This is a genomic window from Bacillota bacterium (assembly GCA_024653485.1).
GTDB lineage: Bacteria > Bacillota > SHA-98 > UBA4971 > UBA4971 > UBA6256.
Window position 1 is genome coordinate 214,654 of sequence record JANLFY010000001.1, and the last position, 18,679, is coordinate 233,332.

Below are 18,679 nucleotides of genomic sequence, written 5' to 3' on the forward strand. Positions count from 1 at the left end.
ATGCGTCGCCTCTTGGGCCCGGCCGGCTAGACAGTAGACGCAGGCACATCCGGTACTGGATCCTTGAGGAACTGGGCGAGCATACTTGCGACGAACCTCTGGAACTGCGGCGTCTTTGCCAGCTCTAGCAGAAGACTGAGGGAACCGGCTGGCACTGGCGGCACTTCGGAACCCTGGAGACCGGGCTCTTCGGTCAACGAGGCCTTGACTAGGGCGCTGATCTCCGCTAGAGCCCCCGTGGCCTCGTCAGCGAGTTTGAGGGAAGACTGAACCCTGTTGAGAGTGGCGTTCACCGTCCCGTCCGCGATGACCCCGCGTAGTGCCACCTTCGCGCGGGACAGCAGGTTAGGCTGCGATGCCTGCGCATCTGACATCTGCGAGGCCTTGTCTGGTCCGTTGCCGCCGTGCGCGGATCCATCCGAATCGGAGGATGGAGCGTTCCCGCCCGACGCCTGGGAGGCAGCCGGGTTGCGGTGGAGGCGGGAGACCCGCTCGCGGAGGACCTCCCGATTTCCGGTGCCGGGCCCCACGAAGCCGCCCATGGCCCCGTAGCGTCCTCTCTCGGCTGCGGCAGGCGTTTCCGCCGTGCCGTTCCCGGGCCGGGCGTTCTCTATGGCGTCGAGCCTAGACGATATCTTGTCGTGCGACTCCTCGAGGCGTCTCAGGGTTCGTTCGAGACGCTGCAAGACAAGGCTCTGCTGGGCGACGACCTCCTGTAGCGTCGGCATCTCTCGACGGGAATCCTTGGTATCTTGTACCTCCATGGAGAACCACCCCGCTCCCTATCTGTGCCCACCAGGTTTCTTATCGGTCGGCATTACATTATATGACCTTTCATGAAGACTGTGCGGGGCACGCGCCATCCGGAAGAGGGAGCGCGCCGACGGCTATCGCCTGTCACGCCTCACCAAACCCTGCCCTTCGGAATACGATCTATCAGCACCGGGCGGTGGCCCTGTGCGGATACTGCGGTGCGCGGGAAGCCGCAAGCCGGGAAGGTGGGACACGACGCCCATGGCGGACGAGTTGGAGGAACTCAGATCGAAAATCCGCGAGACTCTGCAGCAGAACGGAGGAACGTCGCTGGCAGGGGTGCTGCGCGAGGCGGGCATCTCCCCCGATAGGCAGGAAAAGGTGAAGGGCCTGCTCGGCGGGATGGGCTTTTCAGACGGTCAGCTGCTAGACCCTGCGGAGCTCGCCAAGATCGCGCAAGGTTTCTTGTCGTCGATGCCAGAGGAGGCCCGGCGCCAGCTCCTCGGGGTAGCTCTCCAAGTGGTGACTGAAATGAGTGGGAAAGGCGTGCCTCCAGGAATCACGGATGCCTTGTCACGCCAATCGAGCGAGGAAAGCAAGGATGTCCCACCCGATCCGAGCCAACGAGGGAGCGGCTAGATACACGGAGACCGAGCGAGAGCGCGCGGGGAACCAACCAACACGGCACCCCATATGATAGTAGCGAGGTAGGCACCGACGAACGAGGTTGCCTGCGGCAAAGTGGCATGACGAGTCCGGTGAGGCAGGGTGGGTCTCGTGAAAGTGCACGCGAACGAAAGCAAAGGGGGGTATGACCGGTGACGCAAGAGGTCCAATTCTGGTGGATAATCATACTGCTATTCGTCTTGCTCATCCCGATATTCTTGATCTTCTTCCCAATCTGGCCGTGGAGCAAGAAGGCCTGATCCCGCACATGGCTGCATGAAGTGAGGGACGGCAAAGTGATCGTCGGGCGGCCTGACCAGGGAAGCGACTTGGGGTCTCCATGGGAAGGCCGCGCGAGACCTCGTGACACACGAGGAAAGGAGGTCTCCCCATGACCCAGGAGATCGAGTTCTGGTGGATAATCATACTGCTCTTCGTCCTGCTCATCCCGCTCTTCTTGGTCTTCCTCCCGCTCTTTTCTTGGGGCAAGGGCGCGTAACGCTTGCTGCGGGCTGGGTGAAGTCTGGGAAACGGGGGGAGCGGACCGTGGTCCAACAACTCGAACACTGGTGGATCGTCATTCTCCTGTTCGTTCTGTTACTCCCGGAGCTCATCTCTCTATCCGCGGCGCTCGTCTCGATCCGTGCTAGGAAACCATGACCTGCTTGCCAACTCACAGCCTCCTCGCAGAAGGGCCTTCGGCCTCGACGGCCGGGGCCCTTCTGCGTTGACGAGAGGCCTCTTGGCGGCTCTTCCCCCGGGGGGGGGCCCTCCACTCACCGACCCTTGCCTTCAGGAATATCATTTAGCGTCGCTGAAATCCGCCGTAGAGGAGGACCAGGCACATGCTCCCGACTTATGCCGCCTACCTTATGGCACTTGCTATCCTCGCGCGCAAATCGCGCCGCGGAGCGGGGAGGACCAGATCAAGGGTGGTCCGGAAAATCGTCTTGTTTAGGCCGGGCGTGGAACCCGAAAAGGTCCGCTCCCTGGTCGAGGAGTGCGGGGGAAGGCTCAAGAAGCGACTGCCAATAGTGAACGGCGCAGCGTGCGTCTTTCCCGAGGAAGCGACGGCCATGAGCCTCCTTTCACGCTCAGGCGAGGTGGCGTGGGTGGAGGACGATTTCGTCGTCTCTGTTACGAGTGCTTGCTTGTTCGGTCCGGGACCGCGTCCCAAGCCGCGTCAACAGGTTGTGCCCTGGGGGATCACGAAGGTGCGGGCTCCCGAGGCCTGGAGCCGCGCCACCGGAAGGGGAGTGCGCGTGGCCGTGCTCGACACGGGCATAGACGCCGACCACCCTGACCTCAAACCGAATGTCGACGGCGGGTTCGACTGCATCAACGAGACGACGACCATAGCCGACGACAACGGCCACGGCACGCACGTGGCCGGAACCATCGCGGCACTGGACAACGATATCGGGGTCGTGGGGGTGGCGCCCGAGGCACGGCTTTACTCCGTGAAGGCTTTCGATTCTCGGGGCCAGGGTCAGGTGTCTGACATAGTGCAGGGCGTGGAGTGGTGTATTACCAACCGTATGCAGGTCATCAACATGAGCTTCGGAACCCCCGATTCCAGCAAGGCCCTGACCATCGCCATCGAACAGGCTGCTCGTGCAGGCATCGTGATGGTCGCGGCCGCGGGCAACGACGGCAAGCGTGATCACGTGCTGTACCCAGCCCGTGATCCCAATGTGATCGCCGTGGCCGCATCAACCCGTGACGACCGCGTGGCTTCGTTCAGCAACTCCGGCGAACAGGTGGCGGTCGCCGCGCCCGGTGAAGATATCTTCTCGACGCACAGGGACGGCGGGTACAAGACCTTGGCCGGCACGTCCATGGCTTGCCCTCATGTCGCCGGAATCGCCGCGCTGATCCTCTCGGCCTCGCCAGGCCTCGACAGGGACGCTGTCCGGGACATTCTGTGCAAGACAGCCACCCGGCTGCCAGGGTTTGCCCCTGACCAGCAAGGATCGGGCATAGTGAACGCCCTGGAGGCGGTCGCTCGTGTTCGTCTGTCGCCCTGACTGTTCCACCCGGGGATTCTCACCCGGAGTACTCCTGTGTGTGACGAGGTGATCCGCTGTGGCCCAAGTGTCCCGCGTCCTTGAGGACGCAACATGGCAGCTTTTGGGTCTACCGAACGTGGTAGGCGTGGGCCGCGGATACAAGGTTACCGCCGGCATCCGTGGCTCCACTGAGTGTATTGTCGTGCTCGTGAAGAAGAAACTACCGAGGGGAGTTCTCGAGACTCAGGCAATGGCTCCCGCCGAGGTGCATGGGGTTCCCACCGACGTCGTGGAGGTCGGGGAGATACGGTTCCTTGAAGGAGGCGCTGAAGGCGCAGGCGATGAACCGGTCGACACACCGACCTGGACTGAAAGGCCCCGCAGAGGGGCGCGGATTCGCCCTGCTCGGCCTGGCGTCAGCATTGGTCACTATCAAGTGACCGCGGGCACGCTGGGGGCGATAGTGTGGGACAGGAAGACTGGGGAGCCTTTCATCCTGTCCTGCAACCACGTGCTCGCCAACGCCACCTCTGGTCGGGACGGCAGAGCGAAGCTGGGCGACCCCATCGTCCAGCCCGGCGCGGCTGACGGGGGGACTGTCGACCGAGATCAGATCGCCGTTCTCGACAGGTTTGTTCCGATCCACATGTCAGGGAGGGTGCCTGCATGCCTTGCCTCGAAGGCAGCCGAAAGGCTCCTCAACAACTGGCTGCGGGTTACGGGCGTCGCGGCCAGGGTGGAGATGGTGACCAGGTACTCTACCATGGCCGTGAACACCGTGGATGCCGCATTGGCCCGTCCGCTCCACCGGAGCTCCGTCGAACCGGCCATCCTCGGGCTCGGCGAGCTGCGGGGAGCTGCCGATCCCGAACTTGGCATGGCGGTGAGGAAGAGCGGCCGGACCACCGGTGTGACCGCGGGCGAGATAACCTCGGTCGACACTACCACGAGGGTTGTGTACACGGGCAATGTGACCGCGACTTTCCGAGACCAGATAGTGACCGGTCCGATGGGCGAAGGAGGAGACTCCGGCTCGGTCCTGGTGGACGCCGACATGCGAGCGGTGGGACTCCTCTTCGCCGGCTCTGACAAGGCGACGCTTTACAACAGGATCACGAACGTCTTGGACGCGCTGGCCGTAACGATTGAGCGCCCGAGCTGAGGAACCAAGGCGGATCGGATCGGCACGGAACAACTCAGCGAGACGCGGAGGAGCGGCTAGCAAAGCAGGAAAACCAAGTCAGGTGACGAAAAACGAGAACATGACGTGGGATCGGTCGAGGGCACACGCCGGTCCCGGAGGTGAACGGGTCGTGAAGGCGGTCGCCATTGCTGTCCTGAGCTATCTGATAGGGTCGATCCCCTTCTCTTACCTGTCCGCGATGGTTTTCAAGAGGACCGATGTGAGGAAGGTGGGATCGAGGAACGTCGGCACGACAAACGTGCTTAAGTCCGCAGGCCTCATTCCCGGCCTCATCGCCGCCGTAGGTGACTGCGGCAAGGGAGTCTTGGCCGTGCTCATCGCGAGAGCCACGGCTCCCGAGTTGTACTGGATGACATTCGCAGCCGGCCTTCTGGCTGTCGTCGGGCACAACTGGCCGATCTGGCTCGGGTTCCACGGAGGAGGAGGCCTGGCGACGTGCATTGGCAGCTTGTTAGTGCTCTCGGCGGCGTCCGTGTTCTATCTGCTCGCCCTGTGGGGCGCCTCCTACGTCCTCACGAGACACAAGTACGCGAGCTCCCTGTTCGGTTGCATGTCGCTGCCGGTGTTCCTGGGAGTATACGAGCAGTCCTGGGCGTACTTCGGGTTTGGGTTTGGCATGGGCGTTCTCCTCGGTGCGAAGCAGGTGCTCGCGTGGTTGAGATACGGTAAGAAGCCCGAGAGCATCGCGGCGTGCTGATGCCCACGTGCCGCCCGTCCGGACGTGCCCATTCCCAACGGGTCGCACGCGACGGCAGACTCGGGGGCGCTGAAGGCCCAAACTCGGGAGCGACGAAGGCCGTGGCACACGGGCGCCGCTCCCGTTGAGTTTGCAGCAAAGGAGGAGCAAGGTGGCAAGCAGGGTATACGTCACGAACATGAGGACGAAGAGCGGCCTTTCTTTGGTGGACAAGGTCGGTCTGTTGTTCGACGCTGCGGGGTTTGCGCAACTCTTCGGAAAGGACGATCTCGTCGCGATAAAGCTGCACGTAGGAGAGCCGGGCAACATCGCGTTCATCCCGCCGCCGCTCGTCAGGAGGGTCGTCGACAAGATAAAGGCCGCGGGCGCACGCCCGTTCCTTACCGACTCGAATACCCTGTACGTCGGCAGACGATCGAACGCCGTGGACCACACCATATCCGCGTTGGAGAACGGGTTCACGTACGCGACCGTGGGGGCACCTTTCATCGTAGCCGACGGCTTGACAGGCCATGAGCACGTGAAAGTGCCCATCGACGGCGTGCGCCTCAAAGAAGTCCGCATAGGGGCTGCTATCGCCCAGGCAGACGCCATGATAGCCCTCTCGCATTTCAAAGGCCACGAGGCCACGGGCTTCGGGGGGGCCATCAAGAACGTCGGCATGGGTTCCGCGAGCCGCGGTGGCAAGCAGGAGCAACACTCGAACCTCAAGCCAGCGGTGCGTCTCGAGAAGTGCACCGGGTGCGGCAGGTGCGTCAGGTGGTGTCCCGCCGGGGCTCTTTCGGTGGGCGATGATAGAAGGGCACACATAGATCCGGAGCGCTGCATCGGCTGCGCTGAGTGTACGATAACGTGCAACAACAGAGCCATCAAGGTGCAGTGGGAGGAAGGCGAGGAGGGAAGCCTCCAGGAAAAGATGGCCGAGTATGCGCTCGGGGTCGTAAAAACCAAGGCGGGCAAGTGCGGCTTCATGAACTTCGTGATGAACGTCTCGCCCCAGTGCGACTGCTACGCGTGGAACGATGTCCCCATCGTGCCGAGCGTCGGCATCCTGGCTTCGTGCGACCCCGTTGCCGTGGATGCAGCCTCGGTCGATTTGGTCAACCGGGCGACGGTTCTCCCAGGGTCGGCCGTTGATCGCTCCGATGAAGCCGGTCCTCACGCGGACAAGTTCGCAGCCCTGTATCCGGATGTGGACTGGACCGTGCAGCTGAGGCACGGCGAGCGGATTGGGCTCGGGACGCGGGATTACGCGCTTGTGCACGTGGCGATGGTCTGATTCCAGCGATCTCGGCGCGTGTCCCGCGCCCGGATCGCCCTCGCCCCGGACATACTAAGCGTGGTCGGAAGGATGCCCCGCGTCTTGCGGTGCATGAGGCCACGACGTGTGCGATGAGTGCTCGAAGGCCCGGCGGGGCGTTCATGGAGGACGAGAGAGTGCCAGGCGTTTACGTGACGGAAAGAAACTTTGGGGATGTCGCGATAGACCTCTATACCGTTGTAGAGAGCGTCGCTCCCGAATGGCTTGCGGGCGCAAGGTGGCTTCAGCGCAAAGACATCCCCATCAGCCAGGTAAAGGTGCGCGATCTCGGGACGCTCGCTGGAGACGAGTCAGCGTTGTGCGTCCTCACAGTGATCGAAGTCGTCTTTCACGCGCGAGGCGAGGAGAAGGAGCGTTCGGACCTCTACAATGTGCCTTTGGTCGTCGCGATGCGAGGCGTGGAGACGGGGAGCGAGCCGCTCGCCCAGATAAGGGGTCCAGGCTACGAGGCGCTCGTGTACGACGCCGCTGATACCGCCATGTTTGCGAGGGCGGCGTTGGAAGGTGTCAGACAAGGGACCGTAGTGGCCACTGCGGAAGGCGCGTTCGAGTTTCGCGGCGCCGGTCCCGGCGCGCCGGGTGCGGTGCGCGCAGCGACGAAGCTGCCGGGAACTTCCACGAACACGCTCGTTGCCGTGGACTCCACATGGATCATGAAGGTCTACCGCAGGATGGTCCGGGGCGCGTCCCCGGACCTCGAGATGAGCGTGGGGTTGACCAAAGCGGGTTTCGGCCACATGCCCGCGACAGCTGGCTACGCGGTGTACAGGACGCGCGACGGGGCGTCCTTCCCCATCTTCTTGGTGCAGCAATTCGTGCCAAACCATGGTGAAGCGTGGCGAAGATTCCTCGCCGACGCTGCCGCCTTCGTTCGCGGCGGGGAGGCAGAGGGGGAAGGTGGCAAGGATCGGAGTGCGGCCCGCCTCGGTGAGATAACTGCCGAGCTTCACTGCGCTTCCGCTCGCGTGGGTGATGACGCGTTTCGTCCTGTGGACATGGACTCCCGCGACGTCCTTGCCCTTGAGCAAAGTCTGGGCGGGTCGGTGAGTGAGTCCATGAAAGCACTCCGGCAGGCCGAGGGACGCTACGAACAGCCGTATACCGGGATGATCCGCGACGCGGCGCGACGCGCAGACGACCTCATCGCGCTAGTGAAGCGGGCGTGCCGCGGCCTCGAATCCGGTCGAGACCTGGGCAAGAAGATCCGAATCCACGGCGACCTGCACCTCGGCCAGTTCCTGGTGATTGCTGGGGAAGCTAGGAACTGCGGCGAGGACTTCGTCGTGATAGACTTCGAAGGGGAGCCTTTGCGCCCTTCCGAGGAGAGGAGACTGAGAGCGAGCCCCTTGCGGGACGTGGCGGGGATGCAGAGGTCGTTCGATTATGTGGCCTACTCGGCGGTCCTAGCACCTGAGGGGAACCGGTCGGAATATGGCGGAGGTGCGTCTGCCGCGCCGGCGCACGCCGGAAGAGGGGAGATCGAGCATGCGCTCTTTCAGAGGGCGAGGGCTTGGGGCAGACGAGCGGCAGCGGCGTTCCTCGCGGGCTACCTGCAGAGAATACGGCGCGACGCCCCGGACCTCGTGCCGGGGGACGACAAAGACTTCAGGCTGTTGCTCACGTCTTTCAAGCTGGAGAAAGCCCTCTACGAGGTGAGATACGAGCTCTGGAACCGTCCCACATGGGTGGAGATCCCCATCGCGGGAGTCCTGGATTGCATGGAGGAACTCGGCGGCCTTGTTGGGAGGCCGTGACGCAGGCCCACGCGGAGTCTGGGCCTTCTGCCTAGCACGGTCAGAGTGCAAGTGATGAGGAGGACGATGGCTGCGATGGAGAGGCGGCTGTCCGTGACGATGATGACAAACGAATACCCGCCTAATGTGTACGGCGGAGCCGGGGTCCACGTGGACTACCTGTCGCGGGCGCTGGCGAAGACGGTGGACGTGGAGGTCAGGTGTTTCGGGGATGAACGCACGGGGCCGGAGGATATGACGGTGCGGGCTTATGAGCCGTGGGAGCTCGTGGCGAGAGACGGCGACCCGCGCTGCGCGAAGGCGCTCTTGCCGCTATCGACCAACCTCGCCATGGTGAAAGACCCGATCAAGTCCGACGTGGTCCATTGTCACACCTGGTACACGTTCATGGCGGGGTTCTACGCGAAGGAGCTGTACGGGAAGCCGCTAGTCACCACAATCCATAGCCTCGAGCCGCTCCGCCCGTGGAAAGAGGAGCAGCTGGGTCCGGCATACAGGCTCAGCCGGTGGATGGAGCGCACCGGCGTGCTGGCGTCAGACAGGGTGATCGCGGTCTCGGAGGGGATGAAGAAAGACATCCTCAAGTGCTACACTATTCCAGAGGACCGCATCCGGGTCATCCACAATGGCATTGACCTCGACGAATATAAGCCAGTCCGCACGAACGACGCACGCCGCGAGTACGGCGTAGGCGACAAGTACGTGCTCTTCGTGGGGCGGATGAGCAGACAGAAAGGGATAATCCACCTTCTCGACGCCGTCCCATACTTGCCCGAGGACGTCCAGATCGTGCTGTGCGCGGGCGCGCCTGACACAGAGGAGATAGAGCGTGAGGTGGTGGAGCGCACGGCGGGCAGGCCCAATGTCGTGCTGATCCGGGAGATGGTCCCAAAACGCAAGATCATCGAGCTATATACTAACGCAGCCGTGTTCTGCTGCCCTTCCATTTATGAGCCGTTCGGCATAATCAACCTCGAGGCCATGGCGTGCGAGACTCCCGTTGTGGCGTCGGCCGTGGGCGGCATACCTGAGGTCGTGGTCGACGGAGAAACGGGGTTCCTGGTTGAGCCGGGCGATCCGCAGGCACTTGCCCGGGCTATAAACACACTGCTCCGTGACGGTGAACTAGCCCGGTCCTTTGGTGCGGCGGGTCGAAAACACGTGGAGGCCCGTTTCAGCTGGGACGCCGTCGCCCTTAAGACTAAAGACCTCTACGCTGAGCTGGTGGAGCCGTCGCACAGCTAGAGCGCGCCGGTCACTTGACCTGCCGCCCGCTGTCGCCCGCTGCCGCAGGTCGGGACGCGGCGCCTGTCTTTGTCGCCGCCCCCGAGGGCTTCTTCCGGTCTCCGGCTTCCGGCTATGGATTCGGCTCCGCGTGGGGCGCGGGCTCCTCCGGAGCGCCGGCCCGCGTCTGGGGGGCGTTCCCGGATTCGTTCCCCGATCCGGATTCGCGCCCGGCCGCGTCTTTCTCCCCGTTCGCGGGACTGACGCTAGTCCCGGCGCCAGCTCCGGCCCCAGCCCCGGTCTCCGCGGCGGTCTCTCTTGTTGCGCCGGGCTGCGCTCGCGCCTCCTCGGCCCCGGCCTCCATCCTCCATTCGAAGTAGCTCCAGATGCCTTTCGTGATTCCCCGGGCGGCCCTATCCCGGAAACCGGGGTCCATGAGGAGCAACTCCTCGGTGAGGTTCGACATGAAAACCACTTCGACCAGGCAGGAAGGCATCTTCGCCTCTCGGATGACGTACAGGTCGGGCCTCTCGCGTACCCCCCTATCCGGAAGGCCTATTGCCCTCACGAGGCTCGTCTGGACGTGCTCCGCGAGCCGACGGCTCATCGGAACGCTGGAGCAGAACAGCGTTTCAGTGCCTGACGACGTCTCAGTTCTTCCCGCGTTCGCGTGTACGCTGATGAAGATATCCGCGCGCTCCTCTGCAGCGACCTTCACGCGCTCGGGCAGAAAGACGCTCACGTCGTCGGTGCGCGTAAGTACGGCTTTGGCCCCCGCTTCGCTCAACATGGCGGCGACGCGCTTCGAGATGTCCAGGGTCACGGCTTTCTCCTGCAGTCCCGTCGCTCCGACCGCTCCGGGGTCACTGCCGCCGTGCCCGGGGTCTACTACTATCGTCTTCTTGTAGAGCGGCGACCGCGTAATCTCGACGGCGGTCTCGCCCCACGATCCGTCGGGCCCGAGTTCCCTGGGAGGCTCATAGTGGCCCACGTAATATGGTAGGTCCACGACGACCCTCACGGTCATGGGTCCAAACTGGGCGAGGCGAATCCTTTCGATGGTGCCGTCTCCCACTTCGACGGAACCTTCGGGCGCGTCAAGCACGGAGTCCTCGAAATCCATGACGAGCCTATGCGGTTCTACGAGGCGCGTGATCTTCGCCGGCGGGAGGCCGGTGGACTTCACTGTCACGCGTGTGGACTTGAGGTGAGTGGCGAAGGCCGCGCCCAGGATGCGGTGGCCGAAGTCGACCACAACCTCGCCCGGCCTGTCTGACGAAGTGAACACGGAGTATGTCGTCTCCTTGGCGAGGTCAACGACTACGCGCACGGTGTCCGGTGAGTGTTGGCTCGCTCGGATCTGCCTTGCTATTCCGTGGGACACGGGCATGGGGCCGGGGTTGCCTACGAGAACGGCACCGGGCAGGTCCACGACGATCCTCGGAGGATCGATGAGGATGGAGGTCTTGTACTTGAGCTTGCCCGTGCCTTTCACGATGGCCTCGGCACGGCCATCCACCTCGCGGAATTCCAGCCCCGTCACACGCTGGGGAAACGTGATGACGATTTCGTGGGGGTTCTCCTCCGGCGAAGTCACCGAGTGGGCGGATTCCTGGCACAGGTCTATCACGAGTCGCACGACGTTCGAGCTGAACTGGGCGACTCGCACCTTGTCCACTATGCCGTCTCCCACCTGGAGTGGCTCGGGCCGCGACGGCAGCACTGCTCCTTCTATGTCGACGACCAGTCGCGCCGGGTCCTTGAGGAGGAACGACTTCCATGTTGGCTTTCCAGGGCCCTCCAGCGACACTCTCACCGTTCCGTGCCCTTCCACGTCAGCGTAGGTCACCGCGAGAACGCGTACGGTGGGCTTTTCCTGGTTTAGTTGAGGCGTCACAGCGGGCGCTGAGGCGTGTGCTCGCGAGGCAGGCGTGACGAAGCCCGCCACTATGGACACGAACGCGGCGAGGACGAGCGGAAGCGGCCAGTTGTTGCGGCAGCGTGGGAGTCTCAACTCTTGGCCTCCAACCATTCGACTGCTATCAGGACCTCTTTCGACTCCGTTCAACAATTTCCTCTTCCACTGCGTGAATCCTCCCCTGGAAGAGCACATAGCAGGCAGAGCCTCGCCGCGTCGGGCGGCGAGCCGCCGCGGAGACGAGGTCGCAGGTGCCCGCATCGCGCACGCATGCGTTGCCGGGATCCGGATGGACGGGCTGGGGGCATGGACAGGCTGGAGGCGGGACACCGCGACTGACCGCTGGACCGGTCGGAATGTCCCGGCACGGGACTCCAGACCCGCCTACTCGGGTATCCCCCGGTTGCGCCGGGAACCACACGCGCAAGGCGACCACATAGGCGCCTCCGCTCTACGCTGTGTGCGTCTTCACTTCCCCTAGACGTGCCGGTAATATCATGCTTGAGGTGAGCGGGTTGGACGGAGGTTTCGAGCACACGGGCGGCCGCATCAGAAGACTTCGCCGCTTGAGACGCATGACCCAAGAAGACCTAGCTGAGCTCGCCGGCCTCCACGTCAGCTACGTGGGACAGCTCGAAAGAGGCCAGAGAACCCCGTCTGTCAAGACCCTCGACGCAATTGCCAAGGCCCTCCAGGTCGACCCGGCGCTTCTAGTAAAGTCTCTCGGAGACGACGAATCCCCGGTGGAAGATCTCCTCACCCTCGTCGCGGGGGCTTCGCCAGAGCAGGTCCAGCTCATCACGAGGATAGCGGAAACCGTGCTCTCTTCGGGATACAGGCTGGAGACCCGCGCGAGGAACGAAAGGTCGTCGGATCTTCCCGCAAACACCCCTGATGACAAGCCCGCGAAGTAACTGGCTTTGCGCGTCCCCGTTTCCCTGCTTTCACTCCTTTCGCTGCACCGGTGTTGCGGTGACGGTTTGAGCATGCATATAATAAGCATCGCAGCATCGTGTGGGAGGCGACCCGGGTGGATTCAAGGCCTATCGGCGTGTTCGATTCCGGCGTGGGGGGCCTCACTGTGGTACGCGAGGTGTGGCGGAAGCTCCCGAAAGAACGCGTTCTCTACTTCGGCGACACAGCGCGAGTGCCCTACGGTGGACGACCCGCAGCGGAGATAGAGGTATTCGCGAGAGAGATCATCTCTTACCTACGGAAGCTCGGAGCAAAGTTGGTCATAGTTGCGTGCAACACGACTTCAGCCCTCGCGCTCGACGAAGTTGGGCGAGAATTCGACGTGCCGCTCGTGGGGGTGCTGAGGCCGGGTGCTCGCTCCGCGGTGAGCGCGACGCGCGCCGGCAGGATAGGAGTGATCGCCACGGAGGGAACTACGAGGAGCGGCGCGTACGAGCGAGCAATAAGGGAGCTGATGCCCGAGGCGGCCGTCTTCTCCAAAGCATGCCCGATGTTGGTCCCTCTCATAGAAGCCGGGCGGACTTGCTCGCGCGAAGCCGAGGAGGCGCTCCGCGACTACCTTGCCCCCCTCCTGGAGTCCGACATCGACACTCTCGTGCTCGGATGCACTCACTATCCCTTCCTGGAGGACGCGATCAGGCGGATCGTGGGGCCGGACGTCACCATAGTTGACCCCGCGGGAGAGACAGTTGAGGTTGCGTCAGTCCTACTACGCGACCTAGGCCTCTCGAGTCATGAGAGGACCGGACCCGACCAGTTCGCGGTGAGCGGAGATCCTGAAGGATTCACCCGTGTCGCGGAGAAACTACTGGGGAAGCGGTTGCCGCGGGCCGCCAAGGTGGACCTACGAGAAAGCTCGATCAACCGGGGCTGACGTGCTCGAGGTTCACTCAGGGGCAGGTCTGGCTGGAGCGCGGCATAGGCCGGTCTTTCTGAAGGGAGACATGGGGAGGCGGTCGCGACGTGCCAAGGCGAGACGATAGAGCTAGCAGTGAGATCCGTCCGGTCAAGATCACGAGGGGATACATGAAATACGCTGAAGGCTCGGTGCTCATTGAGGTGGGGGACACCCGGGTCGTGTGCACGGCCACCATCGAGGATCGCGTGCCCCAATTCCTGAAAGGGCAGGGCAAAGGGTGGGTGACCGCTGAGTACGGAATGCTACCCAGGGCTACGAGCGAGCGAAATCCGCGGGAGGCCACGAAGGGAAGGTCGGGAAGGACCTACGAGATTCAGAGGTTGATAGGGCGGGCGCTGCGGGCAGTTGTGGATCTCGAGAGCATCGGCGAGCGCACCGTGTGGATAGATTGCGACGTGATACAGGCAGACGGAGGCACCCGCACTGCCGCCGTCACCGGGTCTTTCGTGGCTCTCGTGGAGGCTCTCTCCCGCCTGACGTGCGGCACGGGCGACGGTGCGCGCGGGGACTCGAGAGAAGGCGCCGGGGAAGCGATGCCCGGACATTTCCCAGTAAGAGACTTCATCGCGGCCACAAGCGTCGGCATCGTCGATGGCGAGCTTGTCGTGGACCTTTCCTTCGACGAAGACTCCCGCGCGAGCGTGGACATGAACGTGGTCATGACGGGGGGCGGCAAGCTGGTGGAGATCCAAGGAACCGCAGAGGGTAGCCCGTTTTCGAGGGCGGATCTCGATCGCATGCTGAGGCTTGCCAAGAGCGGCATCGACACCCTCATAGCGATCCAGCGGGACGTCCTCGAGGACTTGGCGGGCAAGGTGGGCCGTTGACATGTCTCGACTCGTGCTTGCCACCAAGAATCCCGGGAAAGTCGAGGAGATGCGCGAAATCCTCGAGGCGAGTGGGCTTGGAGACCTCCAGATACTCTCGTGCGCTGACTTCCCCTGGGTCAGCGATGTGGAGGAGGACGGCGAAACTTTCGTTGAGAACGCGATGAAGAAAGCCCTCGCCGTGTCGAAGGCTACAGGAGAGGTTGCGCTCGCAGATGACTCGGGGCTCGAGGTCGACGCCCTCGGAGGCGCCCCGGGGGTAAGGTCCGCGAGGTTCGCCGGGGAGTACCTCCCTGCGGGAGCGTCCCGCGACAAGGCCAATTGCGACAAGCTGCTCTCACTCCTCGAAGGCGTGCCAGTTCGTGAGAGGACCGCACGCTTCCGGTGCGTCGTGGCTGTGGCGTCCCCCTTAGGACAGATGCGGACAGCGGAGGGTGAATGCGCGGGCACAATAGCCTTCGAGCCCCGCGGGTCTAGCGGGTTCGGGTACGATCCGATCTTCGTGCCCGAAGGTTATGAAGCGACCTTCGGCGAACTCGGGTTCGAGGCGAAGAACCAAATCAGCCACCGAGCTAGGGCTCTCAGGGCTGCCGTCCCCGCAGTGCGCGACCTCGTTGGGTTGAACGCGCTGAAACGCTCCAGGCAAGCTCCGGAAGAAGCCAAGTGATGCCAGAACTGCGTGCGTGGGGCTGGCGTCCGTCCACGGGACGTGCAAGATTAGGCGTGAGACCTAGTGGACCGGGACGTGGGAAGACCCGGTCAGCCTTTGACTTTCCGCGGCAATTGCTGTAGAATCTTACCTTGAGAAAACATCGAGCATCGCTGGAGTTCGGGGCGTAGCGCAGCTTGGTCAGCGCGCCTGCCTTGGGCGCAGGAGGTCGGAGGTTCAAATCCTCTCGCCCCGACCATCTTTATCTCTCCGCTCATCCGTCTCGCCTGTCATCCATCCCGCCTCGTATTCCGTGTGCTCGACAAGCCTGATCCTCGTCTTTCCCGAATCCTCGAATCTTGAGAGCGTGGTCAGCCTTTGGCTGTGACCGGGCGCGTTGAGCCGTCCGGATCAAGGCTGTGGAGTTCACGTCACCGCGCGCCCTGACGCAAAGTTCGCCCTCCCGTCGGCAGGGGAAAACATCGTGGCGCAGAATCAAATTGAGAGGAAGGTTTCCATTACTTACGTAGGAGGGGTGCTGATGGCTTCGTTGTCACTGCGTTCCAAGAGGATCGCGGGCGTCGGGGTACTAGTGTTCCTGCTTTCTGTGGTTTGTGTCCTGCCGGCGGCGGCGGCGCCCGCCAGCGGCCATATCGTCATCCTGTACACTAACGACGTCCACGGGAGACTTGAGGCCTTCAAACCATCGGGTTCGAACGAGGCAATCGGAGGCATGATCAAGCTGGCGACTCTCGTGGAAGACATCGTTGCCAAGGAGGGCGAGAACGTCCTCATACTCAACGCGGGCGACTCCATTCACGGTACCAACATCGTCAACCTTTTCGAGGGGAAGTCGATGATAGAGGTGATGGAGGCAGTCGGCGTCCAGGCTATGGCCGTCGGCAACCACGAGTTCAACTATGGCCAGCCGGTGCTGCTCGAGAGGGCAAACGAAGCTGACTTCCCGTTCCTGTCGGCCAACACCATCAGAGTGATTGACGGGCGTGCGATCCTCCCCGGCGTTCTCATAGTCACCGTGGACGGGATCCGCGTCGGCATTTTGGGGTTGTCTCCGCTGGACACGTACACGTCCACCCATCCGAAGAACGTCGTTGGACTTGAGTTCGTCGACCCCATCAGGGTGGCGGGGTGGATGGTGCCGTTCCTGCGCGAACAGGAGGGTGTGGATATCGTAATCGCCCTCAGTCATATCGGCTACGAAGAAGACAAGAAGCTCGCCTCGGCTGTTCCGGGCATAGACGTGATAGTGGGTGGGCACAGCCACACTCGACTCGAGAAACCGGAGAAAGTCGGGGGCACGATCATAGTCTCCGCTGGCGAGCATGCTAGGGACCTGGGAAAGCTCGAGATCACCGTTGAGAATGGCATTGTCACGGCGTTCTCAGGTGGGCTTGTTCCCGTGGCCGCGGGCGTGGCCGAGGACAATGAGGTCAAGGCGATCGTCGCCGGCTACCAAAAGCAGCTCGAGGAGAGGCTGTCCGCTGTTGTGGGTGAGTCCATGGTGACGCTCGACGGCGAGCGCGCGCACGTGCGCACACGTGAGACCAACCTGGGGAATCTCGTCGCAGACGTGATGCGCGCTGCAGGCCAAGCTGACATCGCCCTCACGAACGGAGGCGGTATCAGGGCATCCATGGACAAGGGGCCCATCACGGTTGGAGAGATCTTCACAGTCCTTCCCTTCGACAACACCCTTGTCGTGCTCGAGGTGAGCGGTGAGAACGTCAAGAAGGCGTTGGAGCGAGCGGTGAGCGATTACCCGAAGGAGCTCGGCGCGTTCCTGCAGGTCTCGGGGGTGCGGTTCGAGTTCGATCCCGCCAAACCGGCTGGAGGGCGTGTGATGTCAGTGGAGATCGCAGGCGCTCCTCTCGATCCGAAGAAGCTCTATAAGGTAGCTACCAACGACTTCATGGCTGCCGGCGGCGACGGTTACGACATGTTCAAAGGCGCGAAGGTTCTGTTCTCTTCGGGAGAGATGCTCCGCGACGTCATGGCGCGGTACATAGCGGAGGCGGGCGCGGTCTCGCCCCAAGTTGAGGCAAGGATAGTGGTCAAATAGTCGCCCTTCCTGCGCGCCGTGCGGGTGGCAGTGGCGTGACAGGACACGGGCGTGACAGGAAACGCGCAGGAACGGGGCATCGACCCCTGCTCCGGTAGTGGCTCTGGCTCGGCCCGGGTTCCGCCTGGGCCGAGCCGCGGGTTGAGGACGAGTTGAGGATGAGGAGAGCGGAAGAGCGGGCCGGGAGGGGAGACGTCATGGATGGTGAAGCCGACGGGACAGGGAAGCTCTTCCCCAAGGGTTTCTTGTGGGGTGCTGCGACTTCGTCGCATCAAGTCGAGGGAAACAACGTAAACAATGACTGGTGGGACTGGGAGCAGCTGCCGGGCAAGGTAGCCCGCGGCGACAAATCGGGCGACGCTTGCGACCACTACAACCGGTACAAGCGTGACTTCGAGATAGCGCGCGACCTCGGGCACAACGCCCACAGGTTGTCTCTGGAGTGGAGCAGGATAGAGCCTGACGAGGGCCGTTTCGACCGAGGGGCCATCGAGCATTACCGCGAGGTTCTAGGCACGTTGAGGTCATTCGGCATGGCGACCATGGTGACGCTGCACCACTTCACGAATCCGCGATGGCTTGCGGCCAAAGGCGGCTGGGCGCTTGCCGAGGTCGTGGACCTCTTTGAGAGGTATTCACGTCACGTGGCGGAGCAGCTGGGAGAGCTCGTTGACTTCTGGATCACCGTAAACGAGCCGATGGTGTATGCAACACATGGGTATTTGCTCGGCTGGTGGCCGCCGGAGAAGAGATCCATCGTGCTCGCGTTTCGCGTAGCCAAGAATCTCGCGAGAGCGCACGGCCGGGCGTACCACGCCATCCATGACGTGCTTGGGGCGCGGGGCCGCACTCCCGCCGTGGGAATCGCCAAGAACATGATGATCTTCGATCCAAAGAACCCAGGAAACAAACTAGATGGAGTGGTGGCAAGGAAGCTGGACCGCATTTTCAATACGTCATTTCTCGACGCACTGACAACTGGGGTCATGGATTTCCCTCTGGTGACGCGGGAGTCCGACCGGGGGATCGCGGGCACTCAGGACTTCATCGGCGTGAACTACTATTCGCGCACTCTCGCTTCGTTCAGCTTCTGCAAGCCCAGGACCCTGTTCATGGACATGTCGGTGAAGGAGGATGCCGAGAAGAATAGCCTCGGATGGGAGATCTACCCTGAGGGGCTCTATCGGATCCTCATGCGTGTGAAGGGATACGGCCTGCCCGTGTACATAACGGAGAACGGCATATGCACCGATGATGACCGACAGAGGGAGCGTTTCATCCTTCTGCACCTCCGCGAGGCGGCTCGCGCGATAGCCGACGGAGTTGACGTGTGCGGCTATTTCCACTGGTCGCTAATGGACAACTTCGAATGGAAAGAGGGGTTTACGCCCAGGTTTGGCCTTGTGGGGGTGGATTACAAGACTCAGAAGAGAACGATTCGCCCGAGTGCGAGACTCTACTCCGAGGTAATTCGCGAAGGGAAGCTGCCGTGACATCTCCCGCTCGTGATCCGCGGAGTCCGCGGCGCGGGTCTATTACTCATTGTCGCGTGCTACAACGTTGTAGTAGCTCTGTTTCGCAGTGCCTCTCGGTCCCGAGGAGGTCGAGGAGTCCTTCGGCGGGCGCGTTAGGTGCCCCACGGCCTTTCGGTTTCGGTCCGAATTGAGGCGCGTCGAGTGCGCT

At 62.8% G+C, this 18,679-nt stretch carries 15 protein-coding genes and 1 tRNA gene; 14 read left to right on the forward strand and 2 right to left on the reverse strand.

Features of this window, described 5'->3' with window-relative positions; translation table 11 throughout:
* Positions 1-26: 26 nt before the first annotated feature.
* Positions 27-764 carry a hypothetical protein gene (locus NUW12_00885; GenBank protein ID MCR4401329.1) on the reverse strand — a complete coding sequence of 246 codons (738 nt, stop codon included), beginning with the start codon at positions 762-764 and terminating at the stop codon, positions 27-29.
* Positions 765-957: 193 nt separating this feature from the next.
* On the opposite strand from NUW12_00885, the gene NUW12_00890 reads away from it, so the two are divergent.
* The 7 genes from NUW12_00890 to glgA all read left to right on the forward strand — a co-directional run bounded on the left by NUW12_00890 (position 958) and on the right by glgA (position 9,649).
* Positions 958-1,392 carry a hypothetical protein gene (locus tag NUW12_00890; protein ID MCR4401330.1) on the forward strand — a complete coding sequence of 145 codons (435 nt, stop codon included), beginning with the start codon at positions 958-960 and terminating at the stop codon, positions 1,390-1,392.
* A 959-nt stretch (positions 1,393-2,351) separates the two neighbouring features.
* Positions 2,352-3,446 (forward strand): S8 family peptidase, encoded by a 1,095-nt coding sequence (locus NUW12_00895; protein MCR4401331.1) that lies wholly within the window; start codon positions 2,352-2,354, stop codon positions 3,444-3,446.
* A 58-nt stretch (positions 3,447-3,504) separates the two neighbouring features.
* The gene (locus tag NUW12_00900) at positions 3,505-4,590 is read left to right on the forward strand and encodes a S1 family peptidase (protein ID MCR4401332.1); all 1,086 of its coding nucleotides are present in this window, start codon (positions 3,505-3,507) and stop codon (positions 4,588-4,590) included.
* 82 nt (positions 4,591-4,672) lie between these two features.
* Positions 4,673-5,329, forward strand: a complete 657-nt coding sequence (locus NUW12_00905) for a glycerol-3-phosphate acyltransferase (GenBank protein MCR4401333.1) — start codon at positions 4,673-4,675, stop codon at positions 5,327-5,329.
* Positions 5,330-5,480: 151 nt separating this feature from the next.
* A complete protein-coding gene (locus tag NUW12_00910; GenBank protein ID MCR4401334.1) occupies positions 5,481-6,608 on the forward strand; it encodes a DUF362 domain-containing protein in 1,128 nt (375 codons plus the stop codon).
* Positions 6,609-6,721: 113 nt separating this feature from the next.
* Positions 6,722-8,404 carry a hypothetical protein gene (locus NUW12_00915; protein ID MCR4401335.1) on the forward strand — a complete coding sequence of 561 codons (1,683 nt, stop codon included), beginning with the start codon at positions 6,722-6,724 and terminating at the stop codon, positions 8,402-8,404.
* Between the two features lie 66 nt (positions 8,405-8,470).
* Positions 8,471-9,649: a glycogen synthase gene (glgA, locus tag NUW12_00920; GenBank protein ID MCR4401336.1), complete on the forward strand. Its 1,179-nt coding sequence runs from the start codon at positions 8,471-8,473 to the stop codon at positions 9,647-9,649.
* A gap of 112 nt (positions 9,650-9,761) precedes the next feature.
* Here glgA and NUW12_00925 read toward each other — a convergent pair whose 3' ends face one another.
* On the reverse strand, positions 9,762-11,642 hold the full coding sequence (locus tag NUW12_00925; protein MCR4401337.1) for an N-acetylmuramoyl-L-alanine amidase: 1,881 nt from the start codon (positions 11,640-11,642) through the stop codon (positions 9,762-9,764).
* Positions 11,643-12,061: 419 nt separating this feature from the next.
* Here NUW12_00925 and NUW12_00930 point away from each other — a divergent pair, with 419 nt between their 5' ends.
* The 7 genes from NUW12_00930 (at position 12,062) to NUW12_00960 (ending at position 18,489) form a co-directional block, all read left to right on the forward strand.
* Complete coding sequence (locus NUW12_00930; GenBank protein ID MCR4401338.1) at positions 12,062-12,460, forward strand: helix-turn-helix domain-containing protein; 399 nt, start codon at positions 12,062-12,064, stop codon at positions 12,458-12,460.
* A 116-nt stretch (positions 12,461-12,576) separates the two neighbouring features.
* Positions 12,577-13,395, forward strand: coding sequence for a glutamate racemase (gene murI / locus NUW12_00935; GenBank protein ID MCR4401339.1), 819 nt, complete (start codon positions 12,577-12,579; stop codon positions 13,393-13,395).
* A 152-nt stretch (positions 13,396-13,547) separates the two neighbouring features.
* Positions 13,548-14,267, forward strand: coding sequence for a ribonuclease PH (rph, locus tag NUW12_00940; protein MCR4401340.1), 720 nt, complete (start codon positions 13,548-13,550; stop codon positions 14,265-14,267).
* Position 14,268: 1 nt separating this feature from the next.
* Entirely contained in the window at positions 14,269-14,934 is a 666-nt protein-coding gene (locus NUW12_00945) for an XTP/dITP diphosphatase (GenBank protein MCR4401341.1), read from the forward strand.
* A 163-nt stretch (positions 14,935-15,097) separates the two neighbouring features.
* Positions 15,098-15,175 (forward strand) — tRNA-Pro (locus NUW12_00950).
* 282 nt (positions 15,176-15,457) lie between these two features.
* On the forward strand, positions 15,458-16,996 hold the full coding sequence (locus NUW12_00955) for a 5'-nucleotidase C-terminal domain-containing protein (protein MCR4401342.1): 1,539 nt from the start codon (positions 15,458-15,460) through the stop codon (positions 16,994-16,996).
* Between the two features lie 158 nt (positions 16,997-17,154).
* Entirely contained in the window at positions 17,155-18,489 is a 1,335-nt protein-coding gene (locus NUW12_00960; GenBank protein ID MCR4401343.1) for a glycoside hydrolase family 1 protein, read from the forward strand.
* Positions 18,490-18,679 lie beyond the last annotated feature (190 nt).